A 21,927-nucleotide genomic window follows, 5' to 3' on the forward strand; every position below is an offset into this window, starting at 1 on the left:
GCGGCGTAAACTGATTACATGACCCTTCCCCGCATCGCCGTGACGATGGGCGACCCCGCCGGGGTCGGCCCCGAGCTCTGCCTCCGACTCCTCCGCGACGCCCACGTCCGTAGCTACTGCCACCCCATCGTGTACGGCGACTCCGCCCTCCTCCGGCGCATCGCGGACCACCTTCACTGGCCGCGCCCCGACCCCGCCCACGTTCTCGACCTGAACGCCATCAACACTCAGTCGGTCGTGCCTGGCCGCGTCATGGCCGAGTGCGGGGCCGCGGCCTATCGCTACTTCACGCAGGCGATCGACGACGCCCTCGCGGGGAAGGTCGCGGCCATCGTCACAGCCCCGCTCAACAAGAAGTCGCTCCACGCGGCCGGCATCCCCTTCCCCGGCCACACGGAAATTTTGGCCGCCCGCACCAACGCCGAGCGGTCGTGCATGATGCTCACGGCCGACGCCATCACGTGCAGCCTGGTGACGGCCCACGTCGGCTACCGCGACGTACCGCAGTTGCTGACGTTCGAGCGGATCGTGGACGTGATCGAGCTCACGGCCGACGCCATGCGGCGGCTGCGCGGCCGCCCGCCGCGACTGCTCGTGTGCGGGCTAAACCCGCACGCCGGCGAGCGCGGCCTGTTCGGCGACCGCGAGGAGGAACGGATCATCGTGCCCGCCGTGGCAGCAGCCTGCGCGAAGCCGATCGACGTGAGCGGCCCCCTCCCCCCGGACACGGCTTTCCTGCCGAAGTATCGGAAAGACTGCGACGCCTACATCTGCATGTACCACGACCAGGGGCTGATCCCGCTGAAGGCGCTGGCGTTCGAGGACGCCGTAAACGTCACCCTCGGGCTGCCGATCGTGCGCACCAGCGTGGACCACGGCACCGCGTTCGACATCGCGTGGCAGGGCGTGGCCGACGTGTCGAGCCTGCTGAAGGCCGTCGGGCTGGCGGCGAAGCTGTCGGGCGAGCGGCCGGTGTAAATCGGCTTATCTTGCCTAGCACCTAACGGGGGATCGGTCACACTGGAGCAAGAGGGTCAGCGATGGCGGACCTGCAGGAGTTCGAAATCGTAAACGAGCTGACGAATGAGGGCGACATTCCTCTGACCAACTCGTTTGTATGCAGCGGGTCCGTCTGCTACTGGAACCCGCACCTTCGCTGCGTCATGCAGAAGGTGTTTAGGGACAACTCGTTCGCCCTCGCCTGCGTCCGGTTCCTCCAAGCGAGGGGGCTGACGTGTGACGGGCCGGGAGGCTTCGGTTTTCTCGCCGAGCGGTACAAATGGGAGAGGTGGGGCGAACCCCCGCCAAACTTCTTCGACTGAGCCCCTTCGATCACAACCCCCGAGCCGCCCAATTCGTATCACGCCGGGCCAAGTCGTATCGGAGGCTCAGTCCATTGCAAAATCCTTGACTACTGAACATATGTACCGTATGCTTATTGGTGTGGTGTCGGGTGTGGTTCAAGCCTGAGTTCGACGCGGCCCGGAACCACGTAACAAGAGTGGCCGCTCAACCCCGCTTCGACCCGCGGACCCAACGTGAGCCGCGCCGGCCCCCTTCAGGGGGCGTCGGGTGGCGCCGGTCGTCCGGGCGACCGGCCGCAGGATCAACCCTGCAAGCCCCTGGCAAACGCGTGCAGCCCGGCAGGGCGCGACACTGTGCCGAACCCCGACACCCGGCAGCCGCTGGCTCGCGTTCCCGCACGGCCGACGGCCGCCGGTCGGCGTTCACCCCGAACCCGCGTCCCCTGTCGCGCCGTCCGTCCCCAAGTAAGATGCCCGCTGGCGGCGCGGGGGGTTCCGGCTGTAGGTCCGGGTGCCACGCGCCGCCGCACACAGGACACCTCCCGATGGCGAGCGAAGCGGAACTCAAGGCGGCCGGCGAGAAGTACGTCCCCAAGGACTACGACCCCGCCCTCTACAAGACGCGCCACTCCTTCGCCCACGTCCTCGCCCAGGCCGTCACGGAACGCTTCCCGCAGGCCAAGCCCACCATCGGCCCGCCGGTCGAGTTCGGCTTCTACTACGACTTCGACCTCGACACCCAGCCGAGCGACGCCGACCTGAACTGGATCGCCGACCGGATGCGGCAGATCATCAAGGGCAAACACGCCTTCCGCGTCCGCGAGATCACCGCCGCCGAGGGGCGTGAACTGTTCAAGGACAACCCGTACAAGCTCGAACTCATCGACGGCCTCACCAACGGCCAGGACGAGTACGGCAACAGCGCTGCGGGCGCCCCGCTGCTGACCGTCTACCAGCAAGACACGTTCGTGGACCTGTGCCGCGGCCCGCACGTCGAGACCACCCGCGACCTGGACTCGAAGGGGTTCAAGGTCACGCAGGTCACCGGCTCCTACTGGCGCGGCGACGAGAAGAACAAGGCGTTGAAGCGCTTCCACGCCACCGCCTGGGGCAACGAGGCCGACCTGAAGGCGCACCTGGAGCGCATCGAGGAGGCAGCCCGCCGCGACCACCGAAAGCTCGGCCGCGACCTGGAGCTGTTCTCGAACGAGCCTGTGTTCGGATCGGGATTCCCGATGCTGCTGCCTAAGGGGGCTACGGTCCGCCGGCTGCTCGAACAGTTCATCACCGACTACGAGCGGCACGCGGGCTACCAGCACGTCTACACGCCGGACGCCGCGAAGAAGGAGCTGTACCGCATCTCCGGCCACTGGGAGCACTACAAGGACAGCATGTTCCCGCCGATGGACCTGGGCGAGGGCGGCCAGGAGTGGGACGAATTGTGCCTGCGGCCGATGTGCTGCCCGCACCACATCCAGGTGTACAAGGCGAAGCCGCGGAGCTACCGCGACCTGCCGATTCGCATCGCCGAGCTCGGCAAGATGTACCGCTACGAGCGCTCCGGCGTCGTCGGCGGCCTCAGCCGCGTCCGTTGCATGACGCTCAACGACGCCCACCTGTTCGTGCGGCCCGCCCAGGTGAAGGCCGAGATCGCCGGCGTGCTGGCGCTCATGAAGAAGGCCTACGCAGACCTGGGGATCACCGAGTTCCGCTTCCGCCTGTCGAAGAACGACGAGCCGGGCGCCGCGTCGAAGGGGAAGTACGTCGACAACCCGGAGTTGTGGGAGAGCAGCACCCGAATGCTGCGCGAGGTGCTCACCGAGTCGGGGATGCCGTTCTTCGAGGCGTGGGGCGAGGCGGCGTTCTACGGGCCGAAGATCGACGTGCAGGTGAAGGACGTGATGGGCCGCGAGGAGACGCTGTCCACCATCCAGGCCGACCAGCACCTGCCCGAGCAGTTCAAGCTCGAGTTCAAGGACTCCGACGACACCGCCAAGCGTCCGGTGATGATCCACCGCGGCGTCATCAGCACGATGGAGCGGATGATGTCGTACCTCATCGAGCTGTACGCGGGCGCGTTCCCGCCGTGGCTCGCGCCGGTGCAGGTCGGCATCGTGCCGATCGCCGACAGGCACTTCGAGTACGCGGAGAAGGTGGCGGCGACGCTGGAGGAGAAGGACTTCCGCGTCGAGAACGATTTGGGCGACAAGCGGATGAACGCGAAGATCCGCGAGTTCCAGCTCCAGAAGGTGCCGTACGTGCTGGTCATCGGCGACAAGGAGATGGCGGCCGACAGCGCGGCCGTGCGGCTCCGCAGCGGCGAAGACCTGGGCGCGAAGCCGGTGGCGGAGTTCGTGGCGCTGCTGGAGCAGGTGGTGAAGTCACGGACGCAGAAGCTGACGGTGTGACGCCGACCGGGGGGATCAGTTCTCCTCGGTCACGTCTGACGCCTGGAACTCGACGCCGATCAGCGCCGTCACCGGCACCTCGCGGCCACGGTACTCCACGAGGCCGCGGCGGACCTGCACCCGCCACAGCATCGTGTCGCGGGCGCCCTGCACCGCCTTCACCACCACGTCGCGGGCGTCGGACGTGACCACGTACTTGCGGCTCTCGCCGGGGCCGAGCGGCTGGTCGTCGCCGGCCTGCGCCGACTCGTAGGCGCGCTTCACGTTCTTGTCGAACGGCCAGGCCACCGGCCCACCGGCGAACGTGTCCTTGCCGACGACCAGCGCCGTCGGCGGCACGTCGGACGGGAACGTCTTGCGGTTGAAGGCCGGGTCGAGCGGGTGGAACCACAGGTCGGCCGACGTGTTGCGGACGTTCAGCGTCAGCACGACGCCGCGCGACAGGAACTGCGTCTGAGTCTTGCCGCGGTCGGGCTCGCGCACGACGGAGAGCTTGCGGACGGCGACGGCGACCGGCTCAACTTCCACGTCGCCGACGGTGACTTTCTTGCCGAGGCCGGCACGGAGCTCGGGCGGGAGCGGGCCGTCGAGCGGGACGGCGAGCTTGCCGGTCTTCTTGCGGTCGGGGGGCGGGAACTCGCCGCGACCGTCGGGGATCAACGACAGCGGGTGCCCTTCCGGCGGCTTGCCCTCACGAACGAACAGGCCGTACACCGCGAGCACGGTCATGAGCAGGGCGTAGGGGATCAGCGCAAAGAAGCCGATCTTGATGAGCGTGTTCAGGCTCCCGCCGGCGGCCGGGGCCGGGCGTCCACGGGCGGGGGCGGGGCGCTCCTCGCGCTCGGGCCGGCGGTCGCGGCGGCGAGGCTCGGGCGGCGGCGCGGCGGGAACGACCGCGGCAGGGATCGGCGCCGGCGGGGCGGCATAGGTGGCGACTGGTGGCGCCGCCTGGTCGAAGTCGGCCCACGGATTCGCCGCGGCAGCAGGAACCGCGGGCGGGGCGGGAACGGCGACCGGCTGCGCCGGAGGGGCATAAGCCGGCGCGGCAGTAAACCCCGCGAACGGGTCGGCCGCGGGCGCGGCATGGGCCGCGACCGGCGGCGCGGGCTCCGCAACGGGAGGGGTAAACGTCGCAACTGGCGGCGGGGGCGGCGACACCACCGGCGGCATCTCGGGCACCGGCAGCCGGCCCGGGTCGCTTCCAAACACGTCGTCGCCCTGCTCCGCGGCCTCGCCGAAGATGCTGTCCTGCTGCTCGAGGTTCGGCAGGTTGAAGACCGGGAAGTCGGCGGCGGGTACCGGGGGCGGGGGAGGCGGTGGGGGTGCGACGGCGACCGGCGGTGCGGGCGGTGAGGGTACCGGGGCGACCAGCACTTCCTTGCAGTTGGGGCAGCGGACCTTGCGGCCGAGCAGGTCGGGGCCGACGCCCATCTTGCGGCCGCAGAACGGGCAGGGGAAGGTGGTCGCGCTCATCGGCACTCGGGGCGTGACAACGGGGTGTCACGGCTGGCGGGGGCGAGGGTGGGTGGTGGCATCATACCCGCGGCCGAAAGCCCCGCCACCCCGGCGCGGCAACTACCGCGTGAACTCCAGCGGCGTCTCCCACAGGTGCAGCCGGCAGTCGCGCTTCACGTTCGGCATGTAGTAGATGATCGACTCCTTCGGCTTCACCCCCTCCATGTCGAACAGGAAGGACACGACCCGGCACCCCGGCCGCATCTGTTGAATCTTCGGGATCAGTTTGACGTTCAGCTCGGGGAGGAGGAACAACGTCAGCACCGTCGCGGGCCGCAGGTCGACGCTGCTGTCGAAGATGTCGGACTCGCGGATCTCGACCAGGTTGCCGACGCCGGCCTCGGCGACCTTCTCGCGGGCGAGAGCGGCGACGTGCGGCTGAATCTCGTAGCCGACGCCACTGCACCCGTACTTCTTCGCGGCCGTGATCAGGAACCGGGCGTCGCCGCAGCCCAGGTCGTAGACCACGTCGTCCTTGCCGACACGAGCCATCTCCAACATCTTCTCCACGGCGTCCTGCGGCGTCTCCTTGAACACCACGTCCACGTGGCCGGGCGGCCGGACGTCGCGCTCGACCCACCACATCGTCCCGTACCACCCGCCGACGAGGGCGACGGCGAACAGGAAGTAGAACACCACCCGCAGCTTCGCCCGCCGGCTCACGGCTCCCCCCCGGTCGCGCGGACAACCACCACCGTCCGGTCGTCGGTCGTGGGCACGCCCGCCGTGTGGGCCGCCCACGTCGCCAGAAGGGCCGCCAGGTCGTCGGTCGCGGCGTCGCACACCGGCCGCAGCGCCGCGCCGACGCCGGCGGTCCCGAACATGTCACCCGCCGCGTTCGCCGCTTCCAGGATGCCGTCGGTCACGAGCACCACCCGGTCGCCGGGCTGAAACGTTGCCGTTTGTTCGGTGTAAGTCTCGGTCGGCTTGATGCCGAGGGGCAACTTCTGGGCACGGTTCAGGGTGGCGCGGGTGCCGTCGGCGCGGGCGACTAGCGGCGGGGCGTGGCCGGCGCTGGAGTAGGTCAACGAGTGGTTCGCCGGGTCGAATACGGCGGCGAACGCGGTGACGAAGCTGCCGGTAGGCCGGGTGTAGCGGCGGGCCAGGTGGGCATTCAGCTGCGTGAGCAGGCCGTGCGGGCGGGCCCGGTCCGCCTCGGGGAGCGTGTGGGCGATGCTGTGCGTCATCGCCATCAGCACCGCCGCCGGGGCACCGTGGCCGCTCGCGTCCGCGATCAGGACGCCGAGCTTGCCGCCGGGCAGCGGGAAGAAATCGTAGTAGTCGCCGCCGGCCCGCGCGGCGGCCCTGTAGTCCACGGCAACATCGATGCCGGGTACCCGCGGCACGGCGTCCGGCAGGAGCGCCTTCTGGATGTCGGCCACGGCCTTCATCTCGAAGTCGGCCGCGTCGAACGCCCCCTTCACCGCCTGCGACAGGACGAGCGTCTGGGTGGCCCGGCCGAACAGGTTGCTGAGCATGACCAGGTCGGGAAGCTGGTCGCGCGAGAACGCGTCCGGCTCTTCCCGGGCCAGGACGATGGCGTTGACCGCAAGGCCCTGCTCGAAGTGCGGGATGACCAGGACCGACCGCTGCCCCGCGAGGTACACCACCGCCGGGTCGTCGTCGTCGAGCAACCTCAGGTCGGGGATGAGCCGCGGTTCGTCGGCGTACAGCAGTTCGGCGAGCACGCCGCCGCGGTGGACCGGGAGCCGCTCCGGCTCGGTCCACGGGTTGGCGGCGTCCTTCCAAAGGCTGCACCGCGTGACACGGTACTCGGGCGGCCGCAGCCCTCGGCGGGAGAGCGAGAGGCGGCGGGTGACGGGAAACAACTCGTCCATGCGGCGCGAGAACAGGCCGTACATCTCCTGCGGGTCGGACGACCGACTCAGCGCACGCATCAGTTCGACGCTGGCGGCGAGGCGGCCGCGCCAGTTACGGGATTCGGTGTCGAACGGGTTCGAGGTCGCAGACACGGCCGGCTCCGCGGCTGGCCCCCGGAGGGGCGACGAGCGTCCAGAGCCTCACTAGACCCGAGCGGGGACGACGACGCAAGCGCGAAGCCCAAAAAAGTAAGCCCGGGGACCTCAGTCCCCGGGCTTCGTCGGTCTGTGGTTTCGGTCAGCCATTCTTGGCGGCCGCGTCGACTCTGGCTTCTTCGTCGGCGTTGCTGGCCTCGGTCGACTTTTCGTCGATGCGGTTCTTGGCCTTGTCGATCTGCTGGGAGGCCCAGTCCTTCACCTCGGTCGCCTTCTCGCCGACCTTGTTCGCCGCCTTCTGGGCCGCCTCGGCGACCGTATTGCCGGCCTCGGTGAGCTTGCCGCCGATCGTGTCCGCCATGATGGCCACTCCACAGGGGTTGGGGTTTTACCGGGGTTATCGGCCCGGTGCCGGTTGACGGAGAGTAATGCAGTCGCCGTGCCAAATGCCGCTGGGTAGAACGACACCGGAGCTGTGGAGAGCCTCATGCGTGGTGTCTCGATGCTGGCGGCGGCTGTCGCCGCCGCTCCGCTTCTCGCCGAACCTGTCGCCCCCGCGCCGCGGCCGGTCGTCCGGGCGATCGCGGAATCCACGCTGCCCACATCCGGTAGTCGCATCCGCCAGCTCGCCTTCGACGGCGACCCGGCCAGTTCCTTCACCTCCGACGGCGATGCGAAGCAGGGCGACCACCTGACGCTGACGTTCGACCGGCCTGTGACGCTGCACGCCGTGTCCGCGCTGGTTGGCCGACCGGGCGAGGGGCCGGCGCCGACCGCGCTCGAAGTCTCCGCCGACGGGAAGACGTTCACCGCCGCCCCGCCCGTGGGGGAGGTGTCCGCCCGCGCCGTCCGCGTCCGCGCGACGGCGGACCTGAACAAGCCGCTCGTCGTGCGCGAGTTCACCATCCGCTCCGAGCCACAGGTGGTGCCGTTCCGCTACCCCGTCGAGTTCGTCCTGGACGTGACCGACGCCCCCGAGCTGAAGGCGTGGGGCGACAAGGTGGTCCGCGTGTGCGAGCGCGAGTACCCGGACATCTGCACCTTCCTCGCCAGCGACGGCTACGTGCCGCCGACACAACTGCGGATGACGCTCAAGAACAACTACACCGGCGTGGCCGCGGCCGGCGGCGGGCGGATCACCGGGTCGGTGAAGTACTTCAAGAGCCGCCCCGACGACATCGGCGCGATGGTCCACGAGACGGTCCACTGCGTCCAACAATACAAGGGCCGCGGAAACCCCGGCTGGCTCGTCGAGGGGATCGCCGACTACTGCCGCTTCTGGCGGTACGAGCCGGGCAAGGCCGGCCGGCTGACCCCCGAGAAGGCCCAGTACAACGGCAGCTACCGCACCACGGCGGCGTTCCTGGCCTTCGTCACCGACCGGTACGACCGGCAGGCGGTGCCGAAGTTGAACGCCATGTGCCGTGAGGGCCGCTACACGCCGGCCGCGTGGCGAACGCTCACGGGCAAGGACGTGGAGGAACTGAACCAGGAGTGGCGGGCGACGCTCGCCCGCTGACCATGGCCGTCACCGACGACGTGACCGACTTGCCGACGCCGACCGGGCCGATGCGGACGTACCTGTACGCCCCGAACGAACCCGGCCGGCCGCCAGTCCGACGGCCGGGTGTGGTGCTGTACTCGGAAATCTTTCAGCAGACGGCCCCGGTCCGCCGGCTCGCGGTGCAGCTGGCGTCGCTCGGCTACCGGGTCGCGGTGCCAGAGGTGTACCACGCGCACGAACCGCCCGGCTGCGTTCTCGGCTACGACGATGCCGGTAAGACCCGCGGTAACGCCCTGAAGCAGGTCGTGACGCTGAACGAGTTCGATGCCGACATCGCTACCGCGGTGGCATTCCTGAAGGACCACCCGGACGGCACCGGTGCCGTGGGGTCGTTCGGCATCTGTCTCGGCGGGCACCTCGCCTTCCGCGCCGCACTCCACCCGGGCGTGCGGGCCGCGGCGTGCTTCTACCCGACCGACCTGCACACCGGCACGCTCGGCGGCGGGGCCGACTCGCTAACCCGCGCCGGCGACATCCGCGGTGAACTGTTGATGGTGTTCGGCCGGCAAGACCCGCACGTCCCCGCGGCCGGCCGACGAATCATCTACGACGCCCTCGACGCGGCCGGCGTGTGGTTCACGTGGCACGAGTTCAACGCCGCCCACGCCTTCCTCCGCGACGAGGGCGACCGCTACGACCCCGCCGCCGCCCGCCACGCGATTGGGCTCGCGGCGGACCTGTTCAGCCGCTGCCTCTAACGGCAAGGACCGCCGATGCTCGCCGCCCGCGTCCAGCACTTCACCGAGTCCGTGATCCGCGAGACGACGCGGCTCGCGCAGCGGCACGGGGCCGTGAACCTCGGCCAGGGGATGCCCGACTTCGACCCGCCGGAGGAAGTGAAGGAGGCCGCCTGCCGGGCCATCCGCGACGGGTTCAATCAGTACGCCGTGACGTGGGGCATCGCCCCGCTCCGCGCGGCCATCGCCGAGAAGGCCCGCAGCTTCAACGGCCTCGCCTGGGCCGACGCCGACGAGCACGTCACCGTGTGCTGCGGGGCGACCGAGTGCCTGATGGCGACGATGCTCGCGCTTGTGGACCCGGGCGACGAGGTGGTGATCTTCCAGCCCTTCTACGAGAACTACGCGCCGGACGCCCTCCTCACCGGGGCCGAGCCGCGCTGGGTGCGGTTGAACCCGCCCGACTGGTCGTTCGACCCCGCCGAGTTGCGGGCCGCGTTCGGGCCGCGCACGAAGGCGATCATCCTGAACACGCCGAACAACCCCACCGGCAAGGTGTTCACCCGCGGGGAACTGACGCAGATCGCCGAGCTGTGCCAGGAGTTCGACGCCGTCGCCATCTCGGACGAGATCTACGAGTACATCCAATTCACCGACCGGCCGCACGTAAGTATCGCGTCGCTGCCGGGGATGGCCGACCGCACCGTCACCATCAGCGGGCTGTCGAAGACGTTCACCGTCACCGGCTGGCGCCTCGGCTATACCGTCGCCCCGGCCGCGATCACCGCCGGCATCCGCAAGGCGCACGACTTCCTGACGGTCGGCGCGCCTCACCCGTTGCAAGTGGCCGGCGCCGCGGCGATGGCCCTGCCCCGCAGCTACTTCGACGGCCTGAAGGATCACTACCGCACCCGCCGCGACCTGTTCCTCCCGTACCTTCAGGAGGCGGGTTTCGTCGCCCGCCCGCCGGACGGGGCGTATTACGTCATGGCCGACTTCTCGGCGCTTTCCGACCTCGACGACGTGGCGTTCGTCCGCCGCATGATCGAGACGGTCGGCGTGGCCGGGGTGCCGGGGGGCAGCTTCTTCCGCCCGAAGGACGCGGGCCGGACGCAGGTCCGGTTCATGTTCGCCAAGCGGGAGGAGACGCTGCGCGACGCCGGCGAGCGGCTGCTGCGGCTGCGGGCCGCAGAATAACTCCCCCGGGTGGTCCGTCTACCCGGGTGCCGGCTACCAATCCGTGTGACCGCTACGAGGAGCTTCCACACCATGAAAGCACTACTGTTGACCGCCGCCGCCGCGGCCCTGACGCTGGCCGTCGGCGTCGAGGTCGGGAACGGGCAGGAGAAGGCCATGACGCCGCTGACGGGCAAGATGAAGGGGATCGACGGCAAGGACATCGACCTCGCCGCCCTGAAGGGCAAGGTTGTGCTGGTGGTGAACGTGGCCAGCCGCTGCGGGTACACGAACCAGTACAAGGGGATGCAGGCGCTGTTCGAGCAGTACAGCAAGGACGGGCTGGTGGTGCTGGGGGTGCCGTCGAACCAGTTCGGCGCCCAGGAGCCGGGCACCGAGGAGGACATCCAGAAGTTCTGCTCCGCGAACTACAAGGTCACCTTCCCGATGACGGCGAAGGTAGACGTGAAGGGGCCGAGCAAGGTGGACCTGTACAAGGCGCTGACCACGGCCACGGTCCGCGACGGCAAGACGGAAGAGGTGGGCTGGAACTTCGAGAAGTTCCTCATCGGGCGTGACGGGCGCGTGGTCGCCCGGTTCAAGTCGGCGGTGGCCCCGGAGTCGAACGAGCTCCAGACCGCCGTCCGCACCGAGCTGGCGAAGAAGTAACCCCCGGGCGAACCCGCCGCCGCGGCCCGCCTCCTTTAGGGGGCGGGCCGTATCATTTCCGGGGGCACCCATGACGACCACCGACCTCGCCGGCGTCCTCGACTTCCTCCGGGCCGCGGAAGCGATCAAGACGCAGACCCGCAGCGGCTACACCTCGGCCGGCCGCGCCGAGAGCGTCGCCGACCACACGTGGCGGCTCTGCCTCATGGCCGTCGTCCTGGCCGACCAGTTCCCCGGCATCGACTTCGCCCGCCTCATCCGCATCTGCGTCGTCCACGACCTCGGCGAGGCGATCGGCGGCGACGTGCCCGCCGTGAACCAGTCAGCGGCCGCACCGAAGGCCGACAGCGAGCGCGCCGACCTGATGACGCTCCTGGCCCCGCTCCCCGCGCCGCTGCGCGACCACGTCACCGAACTGTGGGACGAGTACGAGGCCGCCGCGACGCCGGAGGCGAAGCTGGCGAAGGCGCTCGACAAGCTCGAAACGCTGCTCCAGCACACGCAGGGGGCCAACCCGCCGGGCTTCGACTACCGCTTCAACCTCGACTACGGCCGGCAGTACACCGCCGCCCCGCCGCTAGTTGCCGCCATCCGCGACGCCCTGGACCGCGACACGCTCCGCCGCGCGGAGGGCGCGTGATGCCGCGTGTGTGGGTCTGCCGCGGGCACCAGTTCACGATCGGCCCGCGGCCGCTCGTCATGGGCATCGTGAACGTCACCCCGGACAGCTTCTCCGACGGCGGCCGCTTCCTCGACCCGGCGGCCGCGATCGACCACGGGCTGGCGCTTGCCGCGGAAGGCGCGAATATCCTCGACATCGGCGGCGAATCGACGCGCCCCGGCGCCCCGGCCGTGAGCGGAGCCGACGAACTGGCCCGCGTCCTGCCCGTTGTCGCCGGGCTGGCGAAACGGGCCGCCCTACCCCTCTCGGTGGACACGACCAAGGCCGAAGTCGCCCGCCGCTGCATGTACGCCGGCGCTTCCATCATCAACGACGTGTCCGGCCTGACGGCCGACGCCGACATGCCGGGCGTGGTCGCGGCGACGGGGGCGGGCGTGGTCGTGATGCACATGCAGGGCACGCCGAGGACGATGCAGCAGAATCCGGTCTACGGCGACGTCGTGGGCGAGGTCGCGGGGTATCTCGAAGCGCGGTTGCACGCCCTCGCCGCGGTCGGTATCTCCCCGGACGCGGTCTGCCTCGACCCGGGCATCGGCTTCGGGAAGACGCTCGACCACAACCTGACGCTGCTCGCCCACCTTGACGCGGTCGCCGCCCTCGGCCGGCCGGTGTGCCTGGGCGTGAGCCGCAAGAAGTTCATCGGCACGCTGTGCGGCCGCGAGCCGGCCGACCGCGCCGCAGGGTCGCTGGCTGTGGCGACGATCGCCGCCGCACGCGGGACGGCGCAAGTGCTGCGAGTTCACGACGTGGCCGCCACCCGCGATGCAGTCGTGCTTCTGGCCGCGATCAACCGTGCTCGCCGCCCGGACGTCGCCGCTGGTAGAATCACACAGCCCTGACCCGCACCCGGAAGAGCCGTGACCGCCGTCCTCCCCGCGAAACCCGAAGCGAACCTCGACGGCCTCTGCCGCGACCTGGCCGCCCGCGCCCGCGCCGCCGCCGACGCCCTCACCTCCGTCCGCACCGACGCCAAGAACCGCTGGCTTCAAGCCGCCGCCGCCGCACTCGAATCACGCTCCGCGGAAATCCTCGCTGCCAACGCCGACGACGTGGCCGCCGCTCCCGGTTACGGCCTGAACGCCGCCGCCATCGACCGCCTGACGCTGACGCCCGCCCGCCTGAAGGCTGCGGCCGACGGGCTGCGGCAGGTGGCGGCGCTGCCCGACCCGGTGGGCGAGGTCCGCGAGGGCGGCCGGCGGCCGAACGGGCTCGAAGTGCTGAAGGTCGGGGTGCCGCTCGGCGTCGTGTTCTTCATTTACGAGAGCCGGCCGAACGTGACGGTTGACGCCGCCGGGCTGTGCGTCAAGAGCGGCAACGCGGTCATCCTCCGCGGCGGCAAGGAAGCGATTCACTCGAACACCGCCCTGCACCGCGTCCTGGCGGCCGAGCTGCCCGCGTGCGGCCTCCCGCCTGACGCCGTGCAACTGGTGCCGACCACCGACCGCGAGGCCGTCGGGCACCTGTTGCGGCTCGGCGACTTGATCGATCTGGCGATCCCGCGCGGCGGCGAGAGCCTGATCCGCCGCGTGGCTCGTGAAGCGACCATGCCGGTGCTGAAGCATTACGACGGCAACTGCCACGTCTACCTCGACGCGGCCGCCGACCCGGACATGGCCGAGCGCATCGTGGTGAACGCGAAGTGCCAGCGGCCCGGCGTCTGTAACGCGGCCGAGAGCCTGCTGGTTCACGCCGCCGTCGCCGACACCCTCCTGCCGCGCGTCGCCGCCGCGCTCCAAGCGAAGGGCGTCGAGCTGCGCGGCTGCGAGGAGACGCGAAAGCGGGTGCCGTCGGCGAAGCCCGCGACCGACGCCGACCACCGCACCGAGTTTCTCGACCTGGTGATGTCGGTGAAGGTGGTGCCCGACCTGGACGCGGCCGTGCGGCACATCAACGCCTACGGCTCGAAGCACACGGACGCCATCGTCACGAGCGACCTCGCGGCGGCGCGGCGGTTTACGGAGCGGGTTGACGCCGCGGCCGTGGTGGTGAACGCGAGCACGCGGTTCAACGACGGCTTCGAGCTGGGGCTGGGCGCGGAAATCGGCATCAGCACCGACAAGTTCCACGCCCGCGGCCCGTGCGGGCTGCGCGAACTGACGACGTACAAGTACGTCGTCACCGGCGACGGGCAGATTCGGGGATAACGGACGGAGTCGGGGTCATGCTGGCCGGCATGTTCGTACTCGTCGCCGCGGGGGGGCTGTTCTGGCTGGCGTACCGCCGGCCGCGGCCCCGGCGGTGGCTCATTCCGCGGCGCCAGCCACTCACCGCCCGCACCGCCGCCGGCCGTGGCACCCGCCCGCTTCCCACGTCCGACACCGCCGCGCTCGTCGCGGAGTTGAACCAGCCCGTCGGTCCGGACGCCGACGAACAGGCCGGCCGACGGGCCGAGGTCGCTGCGGCGCTGCGGCGCGACGGCAGGACGGACGCGCTGCCGGCCGTGATCCGCTGTGCCGACGCCGCCGCCGGCTTGCCGCGCGGGCTGCTCCTGTCCGCGGAGGCGGTCGGCTTCCCGAACTTCTCCGTGCTGCTCACCAGCCCCGCCCGCGCCGACCGGCACGCGGCGTACCGCGCCCTGGCCCGCACTGCTCGTGGCGGCCGCGACGGGGCGCTCGACGTGGCTTCACTCGTGCGGGCGGGGTTGCTCGAGAATCTGGCCGACGTGTCACCCGGCGACGCCGACCCGTGGCTCGCCGCCGCCGTGATCGAGGCCGAGCGTGCGGCCCGGCGAGCCGAACTGTGGGTGAAGCTGTTGCCGTCCGCGGAACGTGAACACGCCGGGCGGCACGTCGCCCGACTGGGGCACTCGACCGAGCGCCGACACCGCTGGCTCCGCGACGCCGGCCACCGTCTGATCGGGAACTTCCCCTCCGCCGGCGACGACGAGCAGGCCGCCACCCTTCGCGTCCTCGACGACCTACGGGTCGACGTGTCGGCACTGTTCCCGTCGCTACCGGAGCGACGCACGCCGTGGTGGGCGGACGCCGTGCGCGCCCTCCGCTGGGCACGCACCCGCGACTACGGCCCCGCCCTGGCGGAACAGGCCGAACGCCTCCTGTTCACGGCACGTCCAGGCCCGACGATCCACGCCGTGCTGACCGGCCTCCGCAACGCCCGCAGCCCGGGAGTCGAGCGCGTACTCCTCGGCGGCGCGAGGCACCCGGACGCGAACGCCCGCTGCGCGGCAGTCGCGGCGTTCGGCTGGGCCGAACCCTTCGACCGGGCCGCCGTCATCGCCGCTCTCCGAGCGGCCCGCGGCGACGCCGACGCGAACGTCCGCCGGGCCGCTGTCGCTGCACTGGCGCGGTTCGGCGAACTGGCGGCGCTGCGAGAATACGCTCAGGGGTTGCTCGCGGAAGACCCGGCCGTTCGGCAGGCGACCGCGCTGTCGGCCGCTGACGAAGGAGTGAGTTGGCTCTGGCCCGATCTCGACCTCGTGGCCGACCACGCCGACGCGGAAACGGCGCTGGCCGCCGCCGAGGCGCTGGAGCGGATGCGCGAGGCGGCGCTCGGCCTGGTCGAGTGATCAGCCCGCGCCCTTCACCACGTCCACGAACGCCCGCAGCGACGGCGGCCGGTAGCGCTGCTTGTGCCACACCGCACACAGCGTGCGTGTCGGGGTCGGCTTCGCCATAGGCCGGTAGACGCGACCCGGGTGGGCGTCGCCGACCGCGGCCATCTCGGGCACGACGGACACCCCCTGCCCGGCCGCGACCATGCCGAGCAGCGTGGCGATCTGCTCGCCGCGGCACACCACCTTCGGCTCCGCCCCGCCGCGGCGGCACAGGCTCAGCACCTGGTCGCCGAAGCAGTGAACGTCGTCGAGGAGGATGAACGGCTCGTCGAGCACGTCGGCCAGTTTCACGACGCCGCGGGCGGCGAGGCGGTGGGCCGCGGGGAGTGCAACGACCAGCGGCTCGGCGAACAGTTTCTCGACGTGCAGGTGGTCGTCTCGGACCGGCAACGCCATGACGCCCACGTCCAGCTCGCCGGCGTTGAGTGCGGCGAGGAGGTGTTCCGTCCGCTCTTCATAAATTTGGAGCTGGATCGTGGGGTTGGTCTTGGTGAAGCGCGACACCACGCCCGGCAGCAGGAACGGGGCGATGGTGGGAATGGCTCCGGCGCGGAGGCGGCCGCCCTCCCCGGAATCGCGAACGGCGCGTTCCGCCTCGCTCACGGCGGCGAGAATGCCCTGCGCCCGGCCGAGGAGTTCGCGGCCGGCGTCGGTCAGCACGACCTTGCGACCGAGGCGGTCGAACAGCCGGCGGCCGACGCCGTGCGGCTTGCCTTCGAGGCGGATGACCTGCTCGCTGAGCGTCGGCTGCGTGACCCCCTCGCGCTCCGCGGCTCGGGTGAAGCTGCCGGTCTCGGCCACGGCCACGAAGTAACGCAGCTGGTGCAGTTCCATTACGAGTCCCGATGGGAATCGGCCGAAGGATCGTTCCTACCATTGTAGCCTGGCCGATAGAACAGCGGCATGAGCAACCCGTTCCGCGACCTGCCGGCCGTCGCCCGCGTGCTCGAAACGGCCGCCGCCGTCGCGGCGCGGGCGCGGCACTCGGCCGCCGACCTGACCAAGGCGGTGCGAGATCAGCTCGACACGATTCGCGCCGCGATCGCCGCCCGCGGCGAAGCGGGCGACGTGTCTGCGGAATCGATCGCGGCCGCGGCAGTGGCGCGGCTCGACGTGGACGCGATCCCGCGACTTCGGCCCGTCATCAACGCGACCGGCGTGGTGCTACACACGAACCTCGGCCGGGCACCGCTGGCGGAAGAAGCCGCGCGCGCGGCGTTCGAGGCCGGCCGCGGCTACCTGAACCTTGAACTCGACCTGGCCTCCGGCAAGCGCGGCTCGCGGCAGGACGCCGTGCGCGACGGCATTCGCGCCGTCACCGGCGCGGAGGCGGCGACGGCCGTGAACAACTGCGCGGCCGCGACGGTCATCGTGCTGCGGGCCGTCGCCGCCGGGCGCGAAGTGATCGTTTCGCGCGGCCAGTTGATCGAGATCGGCGGCGGCTTCCGGATCCCCGACATCATGGCCGTGAGCGGGGCGACGCTTCGGGAAGTGGGCACGACGAATATCACGCGGGTGGCCGACTACGAACGCGCGATCGGGCCGAGCACCGCGGCGCTCATGCGCGTCCACACCAGCAACTACCGCGTTCGTGGGTACACCAAAGCGGTCGGACTTGATGAACTCGTGGCAGTCGGCCGCACGCGCGGGCTGCCGGTGATCGACGACGCCGGCAGCGGGCAGTCACTCGATCTGGCGCCGTTCGGCCTCCCCGGCGAGCCGCTCGTCTCGGCCGGCATCGCGGCCGGGACTGATCTCGTGCTGTTCAGTGGCGACAAGCTCCTCGGCGGACCGCAGGCTGGGATTATCGCCGGTCGCGCCGACCTGATCCGACGGATCGAGGCCGACCCGCTGATGCGGGCGTTTCGGCTCGACAAGATGACGCTCGCGGCGCTCGAAGTCACGCTGCGGCTGTACCGCGACCCAACCCGCGCCCGCCGCGACATCCCCGTGCTGCGGATGTTGACGACGCCACTTCCCGACTTGACGGCACGGGCTGAGCGCTTCGCGGAACGGCTTCGCGGAGTCGGTGTGCAGGCGGATGTGCAAGCGGACGTGGCTTATGTCGGCGGCGGGTCCCTCCCCGATGTCGCGGTGCCGACCGCGGTGGTCGCGGTCCACACGGCGAACGAAGCGGAGTTGGCGGCGCGGCTGCGTGGCGGGTCGCCTGGAGTCGTGGGGCGGATCCAGGGCGGGCGGTTGCTGCTCGACCTGCGGACGGTTTTCGAGCGTCAGGAGGACGAATTGCTGTCCGCGATCAGGGTCGCGTTCACCTTCGCCGAGTAGGCCGCGAACGCCGTGTCACTGAGTACAGGCGTCGCCCCGTCGGTCGGGACGTCGTCCACGAGTTCGACCCACGTCTTGCAGCCGGCGTACTCGGGCCGCTCAGGCACCTCCACCGGCGCGGGCAGTGCCGCCACCCGCACCGTCAGCACGAACAGCCCCGGCGAGCGGTAGTGGAAGCGCTGACGGACGGTGTCGGCAGTCCAGCCGTGGAGGCCGTCGAGGGCCAAGGCGTGGTCTAGTTCAGAGACCTTCCGCACGGCGGTCACTTCGGCCAGGTGCGTGAAGCGGAGCACTCCACCGCCCGGCCGGTCGGCCTCGGCGGCGTCCAGCAACGGCAGCAACTCGGACTTGATGCCGGTGCGGTGCTGCTCGTGGAAGTGCGTCGGGAGGAGCAGAAATCGCTCATGCTCGGGGCGGAATTCGCCGGCGGTTTCGGCTATGCCGCCTTTGCGGAGGATGACGGCCTGCCGCCCCTCGGCGAGCGCCCGGCAGATGACTGCCCACTCCTTGAACGCCACCGTCGCCATCGCCCGCCCCCGCTGCCGGACCGCTTGACCACCCGACACATCTTACCGGGCCGGTCGCCGGAATCGCCCAGTCCCGCCATCCGGACTGAAGCAGCCGGGTGCGGCAGGTCGAAAGGAGGGATGAGCTACGGGTTCGGCTCGCGTAGCCGAGCCCCGGCAGGATCACGGAGGTTCGTATGGTCACCCGGCTCCGCCTCTACACACCGCCGAGCGAGGAAGTCACGGAGCGGCCCGGCCCCGAGGTCCGCGTCCGCCTCGCCGACCTGCTCCCCGTCGCGGCCATGGCCCAGCGGATGAACTACGTCTGGATCAACGACTTCCTCGACGACGAGGTCATGGTCAGCCACGACCTGTACGAGGTGATGCAGGCCTTCCGCCCGAGCCAGCCGTCGAGCGCGTGACGGCTACTCCTCGTCGTCTTTCTTCAGGATGTCCGGCTTGCCGAACTGGCTGAGGTCGATGCTCCCCCGGAGCTCGCCCTCGGCCAGCCGTATCCGCTGCTCCAGTTCCTTCAACTTCCCCGTGATCACGTCCAGCTTCGTCTTGAGGTCGTCGCGCTGGTTCGGCTTCGGCACCTCGGGGTAGCCGAGCTGTCGCTGCAGCGCGGAGAACAGGTACACCGGCTCCCGCCCGCGGCTCGCCTTGCCGATCTTCCCCTCCTTGACGCCGAAAACCGGCGGCACCGGCGGCTCGTAGGTCGGCTCGCCCCGCCGCACGTCCGCGACGTACTGCTCCGACCGCAGGTACACGAGCTGCCCCAGGTCGATGACGCCCATCTGGCGGCGGGCGAAGGCGACGAACTCCTTCCACACCGGGTCGTAGTGCGGGTCGAGGGCCATCGCGTCGAGCGCGGGGTTGTAGCCGAGGCGGTTACGGGTGACCGTCTCGAACTGGTAGACGAAGAGCCCGGCCTGCGACACGGCGGCGGCCTTGTACGCCGCCTCGCGCTCCAGCACCAGGAAGGCCGTACGCATCTCGAACTTCTGCCCGGCCGTCTCCGCCTGCGTGACGACGAACGTCTGGAACGGCGTGAAGTAGTGCGGCAGCTTGGCGAAGCCGCTGCCGACGTGGCCGCTGTGCTTCAGCTCGGTGACGAGGAACTGCACCGCGAACGGCAGGCGGGTGGTGGTGAGCAGTTCGTCGTGGGCGGCGAGCAGGATGTCCTGCACCGGCAGGTTCTCGCCGAGCCGCTCGCGGACGGTGTGGAACAGGTGCGCCTGTTCGACATACTCCTCGCGGTCGAGCACGGGGGTGGTCATGCCTTTCAGGATACGGCGGGGCGGCGTGACGCGGAAAGTCGGGTCGCACCGGCGGCGCCCGGCGTGCCGGTCGGCGCGGTTCCGGGCGTGGCGCGGGTTGCGCGGCGGGGAGAGCGCGGGAGGTTGCGCGGTTCGGGCCGGATTGCCTGTTGCAGGTGTGGCCCGTGGTGAAAACTAGCAGCAGCATCCGGCGGTCGGTCGCTCAGAGACCGCGGCCGGACGATCTTCCAGACGAGCGCCGCGGGAGTTCACCATGAGGACGTGGGTGGTGGCAGGGCTGCTGGCCGCGGCCGGCCTGATCGGAAGCGGGGGCGACGCCGAGGCCGGGCACGTCGGCGCGTGCCGGTTCCCGCGCGCGTGCGTCAGCCCCGACCAGTGCGTCCCCGACGCCTGCGCCCCGGCCGTGCAGTTCCAGACGGTCGTGGAGCAGTGCCAGAAGGTGTGTTACCGGCCCGTCTACAAGACGTGCTACCAGCCGGAGCAGTACACGACGTACCGCACCGTGCAGGAGACGACCTGCCACGCCGAGAAGTACACCGTCACCCGCCCGGTGGTCGAATACTTCGACACCGTTCGCTGCTACACCGTCCAGAAGCCGGTCTACGAGACGCACCTCCAGGAGCAGCGGCACACGGTCATGCGGCCGGTGACTCGGACGTTCCAGGTCGAGGTGCCGTACGTCACCATGCGGCCGGTGTACGAGCAGCACGTCCGCGAGGTGGCCCACACGGTGATGCGGCCGCAGGTGACCGAGTTCCAGGTCGCCATACCGTACACGACGCGGCGGCCGGTGTACGAGCAGCACGTCCGCACCCACAGCTACACGGTCCACCGGCCGGTGGTCGAGCAGTACCAGGTGCCGGTGCCGTACACGGTGAACCGGCCGGTGTACGAGCAGCACGTCCGCGAGATCCCGGTCACCACCTACCGCACCGAGCGCGAGTGCTACCAGGTGGCCATCCCGTACACGACCTACCGGCCGGAGTACCAGCAGCACGTCCGCGAGCACCGCTACGTGACGCACCGCACCGTGACCGAGCCGTACCAGGTGTGCGTGCCCTACACGACGTGCCGCCCGGTGTACGACACGCAGACGTACACGGTGCCGGTGACGACGTACAAGACCGAAGTCTCGTACCGCACCGAGCAGCGGGTGAGCTACGTCCAGGAGCCGGTCGTCACCGAGCGCGTCGAGAAGGTCTGCACCGGCCGCTACGAGACGGTGACGGAACACGTCCCCGGCCCGGTGGTGACCCGCTGCGTCCGGCTGCCCGGCACGTGCGTGTTCGACCCCTGCACCTGCACGAGCCACTACTGCCCGGGTCCGGTGGTGCAGCAGCAGGTGCAGTGCCCCGGCCGCACCGTGTGCCGCAAGGTGTGGGTGCCGCACGAGGAGTGCCGCGTCGTCCGCGAGTGCCGCACGGTGTGCAAGCCGGTCTGCACCACGGTCCAGGTGCCGGTGTGCCGCCAGGTCCCCTGCACGGAGTACCGCACCTGCACGCGGACCGTGTGCCGGATGGTTCACGAGCAGCACGTCCGGTACGAGACGCGGACCCGCTGCTACACCGTGCCGGAAGAGAAGGTGTGCCAGGTGCCGTACACCACGTGCCGGATGGTGCCCGAGCAGCACGTCCGCCACGAGACGCGGACCCGCTGCTACACCGTGCCCGAGCACCGCGTCCACCGGCAGTGCTTCACGACCTGCCGCATGGTCCCCGAGACGCACGTGCGGATGGTGACGCAGCAGCGCTGCTACAGCGTGCCCGAGGTGCGGACGTGCCAGGTGCCGTACACGACGTGCCGGTGGGAGTGCGAGCAGCACGTCCGCTACGAGACGCGGCGGCACTGCACGATGGTCCCCGAGACGGTCGTACGCCAGGTGCCGTACACGACCTGCCGCATGGTGCCCGAACACCACGTCCGCCGCGAGACGCGCTGCGTGGTGGATCAGGTGCCTCAGGAGATCGTCCGGCACATCCCGGTCACGACCTGCCGAATTGAGACGGAGCAGCGGCAGCAGGTCGTCCGGCAGTGCCGGGTGAACCACGTCTGCGAGGAGCGGGTGCGGTACGTGCCGCACACGACCTGCAAGGTGATCCCCGAGACGCACTGCCGCATGGTGCCGGTCACGACGTGCAGCATGGAGCCGTACACGGTGACGTACTGCGTGACGCGGTGCGTGCCGGTGTGTGCCCCGGCCTGCCCGTAAGTTGTGTGAAGTAACCGAAGCAAAGCCCGGGGACGGCCGTCCCCGGGCTTTCTCGTTGACGGTGTTGCGGTTCTCTGCCGGTCCGCGGTTCCTATCCTGAC

21 protein-coding genes are annotated in these 21,927 nt (G+C 70.3%); 14 read left to right on the forward strand and 7 right to left on the reverse strand.

The window, feature by feature from the left end; translation table 11 throughout:
* The first annotated feature begins 18 nt into the window (after positions 1–18).
* The 3 genes from pdxA to thrS all read left to right on the forward strand — a co-directional run bounded on the left by pdxA (position 19) and on the right by thrS (position 3,712).
* Positions 19–978, forward strand: coding sequence for a 4-hydroxythreonine-4-phosphate dehydrogenase PdxA (pdxA, locus tag ETAA1_RS15605; RefSeq protein WP_238389454.1), 960 nt, complete (start codon positions 19–21; stop codon positions 976–978).
* Positions 979–1,040: 62 nt separating this feature from the next.
* Positions 1,041–1,322 (forward strand): hypothetical protein, encoded by a 282-nt coding sequence (locus tag ETAA1_RS15610; protein WP_145240001.1) that lies wholly within the window; start codon positions 1,041–1,043, stop codon positions 1,320–1,322.
* Between the two features lie 527 nt (positions 1,323–1,849).
* On the forward strand, positions 1,850–3,712 hold the full coding sequence (gene thrS, locus ETAA1_RS15615; RefSeq protein WP_145240003.1) for a threonine--tRNA ligase: 1,863 nt from the start codon (positions 1,850–1,852) through the stop codon (positions 3,710–3,712).
* Positions 3,713–3,727: 15 nt separating this feature from the next.
* On the opposite strand, the gene ETAA1_RS15620 is transcribed toward thrS, so the two are convergent.
* From ETAA1_RS15620 to ETAA1_RS15635, 4 genes are all read right to left on the reverse strand, one after another.
* Complete coding sequence (locus tag ETAA1_RS15620) at positions 3,728–5,185, reverse strand: hypothetical protein (protein WP_145240005.1); 1,458 nt, start codon at positions 5,183–5,185, stop codon at positions 3,728–3,730.
* A gap of 102 nt (positions 5,186–5,287) precedes the next feature.
* Positions 5,288–5,890 (reverse strand): SAM-dependent methyltransferase, encoded by a 603-nt coding sequence (locus ETAA1_RS15625; protein ID WP_145240007.1) that lies wholly within the window; start codon positions 5,888–5,890, stop codon positions 5,288–5,290.
* On the reverse strand, positions 5,887–7,200 hold the full coding sequence (locus tag ETAA1_RS15630) for a PP2C family protein-serine/threonine phosphatase (RefSeq protein ID WP_145240008.1): 1,314 nt from the start codon (positions 7,198–7,200) through the stop codon (positions 5,887–5,889). The genes ETAA1_RS15625 and ETAA1_RS15630 overlap by 4 nt, the downstream gene beginning before the upstream one ends.
* 145 nt (positions 7,201–7,345) lie before the next feature.
* On the reverse strand, positions 7,346–7,564 hold the full coding sequence (locus tag ETAA1_RS15635) for a hypothetical protein (RefSeq protein WP_145240010.1): 219 nt from the start codon (positions 7,562–7,564) through the stop codon (positions 7,346–7,348).
* 126 nt (positions 7,565–7,690) lie between these two features.
* Between ETAA1_RS15635 and ETAA1_RS15640 the strand changes: the two genes are divergently transcribed.
* The 8 genes from ETAA1_RS15640 (at position 7,691) to ETAA1_RS15675 (ending at position 15,497) form a co-directional block, all read left to right on the forward strand.
* On the forward strand, positions 7,691–8,722 hold the full coding sequence (locus tag ETAA1_RS15640) for a basic secretory protein-like protein (RefSeq protein WP_238389455.1): 1,032 nt from the start codon (positions 7,691–7,693) through the stop codon (positions 8,720–8,722).
* A 2-nt stretch (positions 8,723–8,724) separates the two neighbouring features.
* Positions 8,725–9,465: a dienelactone hydrolase family protein gene (locus ETAA1_RS15645; RefSeq protein WP_145240012.1), complete on the forward strand. Its 741-nt coding sequence runs from the start codon at positions 8,725–8,727 to the stop codon at positions 9,463–9,465.
* 15 nt (positions 9,466–9,480) lie between these two features.
* Complete coding sequence (locus ETAA1_RS15650) at positions 9,481–10,641, forward strand: pyridoxal phosphate-dependent aminotransferase (RefSeq protein WP_145240014.1); 1,161 nt, start codon at positions 9,481–9,483, stop codon at positions 10,639–10,641.
* 72 nt (positions 10,642–10,713) lie between these two features.
* Positions 10,714–11,289 carry a glutathione peroxidase gene (locus ETAA1_RS15655; RefSeq protein WP_145240016.1) on the forward strand — a complete coding sequence of 192 codons (576 nt, stop codon included), beginning with the start codon at positions 10,714–10,716 and terminating at the stop codon, positions 11,287–11,289.
* A gap of 70 nt (positions 11,290–11,359) precedes the next feature.
* Positions 11,360–11,929 carry an HD domain-containing protein gene (locus ETAA1_RS15660; protein WP_145240018.1) on the forward strand — a complete coding sequence of 190 codons (570 nt, stop codon included), beginning with the start codon at positions 11,360–11,362 and terminating at the stop codon, positions 11,927–11,929.
* Positions 11,929–12,810: a dihydropteroate synthase gene (gene folP / locus ETAA1_RS15665; protein WP_145240020.1), complete on the forward strand. Its 882-nt coding sequence runs from the start codon at positions 11,929–11,931 to the stop codon at positions 12,808–12,810. Before ETAA1_RS15660 ends, folP begins: the two co-directional genes overlap by 1 nt.
* A gap of 18 nt (positions 12,811–12,828) precedes the next feature.
* Entirely contained in the window at positions 12,829–14,115 is a 1,287-nt protein-coding gene (locus ETAA1_RS15670; RefSeq protein ID WP_145240022.1) for a glutamate-5-semialdehyde dehydrogenase, read from the forward strand.
* A gap of 17 nt (positions 14,116–14,132) precedes the next feature.
* On the forward strand, positions 14,133–15,497 hold the full coding sequence (locus ETAA1_RS15675; protein WP_145240024.1) for a HEAT repeat domain-containing protein: 1,365 nt from the start codon (positions 14,133–14,135) through the stop codon (positions 15,495–15,497).
* On the opposite strand, the gene ETAA1_RS15680 is transcribed toward ETAA1_RS15675, so the two are convergent.
* Complete coding sequence (locus ETAA1_RS15680) at positions 15,498–16,379, reverse strand: LysR family transcriptional regulator (protein WP_145240026.1); 882 nt, start codon at positions 16,377–16,379, stop codon at positions 15,498–15,500.
* 69 nt (positions 16,380–16,448) lie between these two features.
* On the opposite strand from ETAA1_RS15680, the gene selA reads away from it, so the two are divergent.
* A complete protein-coding gene (selA, locus tag ETAA1_RS15685; RefSeq protein ID WP_145240028.1) occupies positions 16,449–17,831 on the forward strand; it encodes an L-seryl-tRNA(Sec) selenium transferase in 1,383 nt (460 codons plus the stop codon).
* Here selA and ETAA1_RS15690 read toward each other — a convergent pair.
* A complete protein-coding gene (locus tag ETAA1_RS15690) occupies positions 17,777–18,358 on the reverse strand; it encodes a DUF1802 family protein (RefSeq protein ID WP_145240030.1) in 582 nt (193 codons plus the stop codon). The genes selA and ETAA1_RS15690 overlap by 55 nt on opposite strands.
* Positions 18,359–18,534: 176 nt before the next feature.
* Here ETAA1_RS15690 and ETAA1_RS15695 point away from each other — a divergent pair, with 176 nt between their 5' ends.
* Positions 18,535–18,759, forward strand: a complete 225-nt coding sequence (locus ETAA1_RS15695) for a hypothetical protein (RefSeq protein ID WP_145240032.1) — start codon at positions 18,535–18,537, stop codon at positions 18,757–18,759.
* A 3-nt stretch (positions 18,760–18,762) separates the two neighbouring features.
* Here ETAA1_RS15695 and ETAA1_RS15700 read toward each other — a convergent pair whose 3' ends face one another.
* Complete coding sequence (locus ETAA1_RS15700; protein WP_145240034.1) at positions 18,763–19,617, reverse strand: hypothetical protein; 855 nt, start codon at positions 19,615–19,617, stop codon at positions 18,763–18,765.
* Between the two features lie 253 nt (positions 19,618–19,870).
* Between ETAA1_RS15700 and ETAA1_RS15705 the strand changes: the two genes are divergently transcribed.
* Positions 19,871–21,826 carry a hypothetical protein gene (locus tag ETAA1_RS15705; protein ID WP_145240036.1) on the forward strand — a complete coding sequence of 652 codons (1,956 nt, stop codon included), beginning with the start codon at positions 19,871–19,873 and terminating at the stop codon, positions 21,824–21,826.
* The last annotated feature ends 101 nt before the right edge of the window (positions 21,827–21,927 follow it).

The sequence above is a fragment of the Urbifossiella limnaea genome, assembly GCF_007747215.1.
Taxonomy (GTDB): domain Bacteria; phylum Planctomycetota; class Planctomycetia; order Gemmatales; family Gemmataceae; genus Urbifossiella; species Urbifossiella limnaea.

Bases quoted from the DNA above. Each gene is read 5' to 3' on its own strand.
- ETAA1_RS15640 (WP_238389455.1), top strand. From the start codon at position 7,691: ATGCGTGGTGTCTCGATGCTGGCGGCGGCTGTCGCCGCCGCTCCGCTT.
- selA (WP_145240028.1), top strand. From the start codon at position 16,449: ATGAGCAACCCGTTCCGCGACCTGCCGGCCGTCGCCCGCGTGCTCGAA.
- ETAA1_RS15675 (WP_145240024.1), top strand. From the start codon at position 14,133: ATGCTGGCCGGCATGTTCGTACTCGTCGCCGCGGGGGGGCTGTTCTGG.
- ETAA1_RS15620 (WP_145240005.1), bottom strand. From the start codon at position 5,185: ATGAGCGCGACCACCTTCCCCTGCCCGTTCTGCGGCCGCAAGATGGGC.
- ETAA1_RS15695 (WP_145240032.1), top strand. From the start codon at position 18,535: ATGGTCACCCGGCTCCGCCTCTACACACCGCCGAGCGAGGAAGTCACG.
- pdxA (WP_238389454.1), top strand. From the start codon at position 19: ATGACCCTTCCCCGCATCGCCGTGACGATGGGCGACCCCGCCGGGGTC.
- ETAA1_RS15700 (WP_145240034.1), bottom strand. From the start codon at position 19,617: ATGACCACCCCCGTGCTCGACCGCGAGGAGTATGTCGAACAGGCGCAC.
- ETAA1_RS15660 (WP_145240018.1), top strand. From the start codon at position 11,360: ATGACGACCACCGACCTCGCCGGCGTCCTCGACTTCCTCCGGGCCGCG.
- ETAA1_RS15645 (WP_145240012.1), top strand. From the start codon at position 8,725: ATGGCCGTCACCGACGACGTGACCGACTTGCCGACGCCGACCGGGCCG.
- ETAA1_RS15655 (WP_145240016.1), top strand. From the start codon at position 10,714: ATGAAAGCACTACTGTTGACCGCCGCCGCCGCGGCCCTGACGCTGGCC.
- ETAA1_RS15680 (WP_145240026.1), bottom strand. From the start codon at position 16,379: ATGGAACTGCACCAGCTGCGTTACTTCGTGGCCGTGGCCGAGACCGGC.
- thrS (WP_145240003.1), top strand. From the start codon at position 1,850: ATGGCGAGCGAAGCGGAACTCAAGGCGGCCGGCGAGAAGTACGTCCCC.
- ETAA1_RS15610 (WP_145240001.1), top strand. From the start codon at position 1,041: ATGGCGGACCTGCAGGAGTTCGAAATCGTAAACGAGCTGACGAATGAG.
- ETAA1_RS15705 (WP_145240036.1), top strand. From the start codon at position 19,871: ATGAGGACGTGGGTGGTGGCAGGGCTGCTGGCCGCGGCCGGCCTGATC.
- ETAA1_RS15635 (WP_145240010.1), bottom strand. From the start codon at position 7,564: ATGGCGGACACGATCGGCGGCAAGCTCACCGAGGCCGGCAATACGGTC.
- folP (WP_145240020.1), top strand. From the start codon at position 11,929: ATGCCGCGTGTGTGGGTCTGCCGCGGGCACCAGTTCACGATCGGCCCG.
- ETAA1_RS15650 (WP_145240014.1), top strand. From the start codon at position 9,481: ATGCTCGCCGCCCGCGTCCAGCACTTCACCGAGTCCGTGATCCGCGAG.
- ETAA1_RS15690 (WP_145240030.1), bottom strand. From the start codon at position 18,358: ATGGCGACGGTGGCGTTCAAGGAGTGGGCAGTCATCTGCCGGGCGCTC.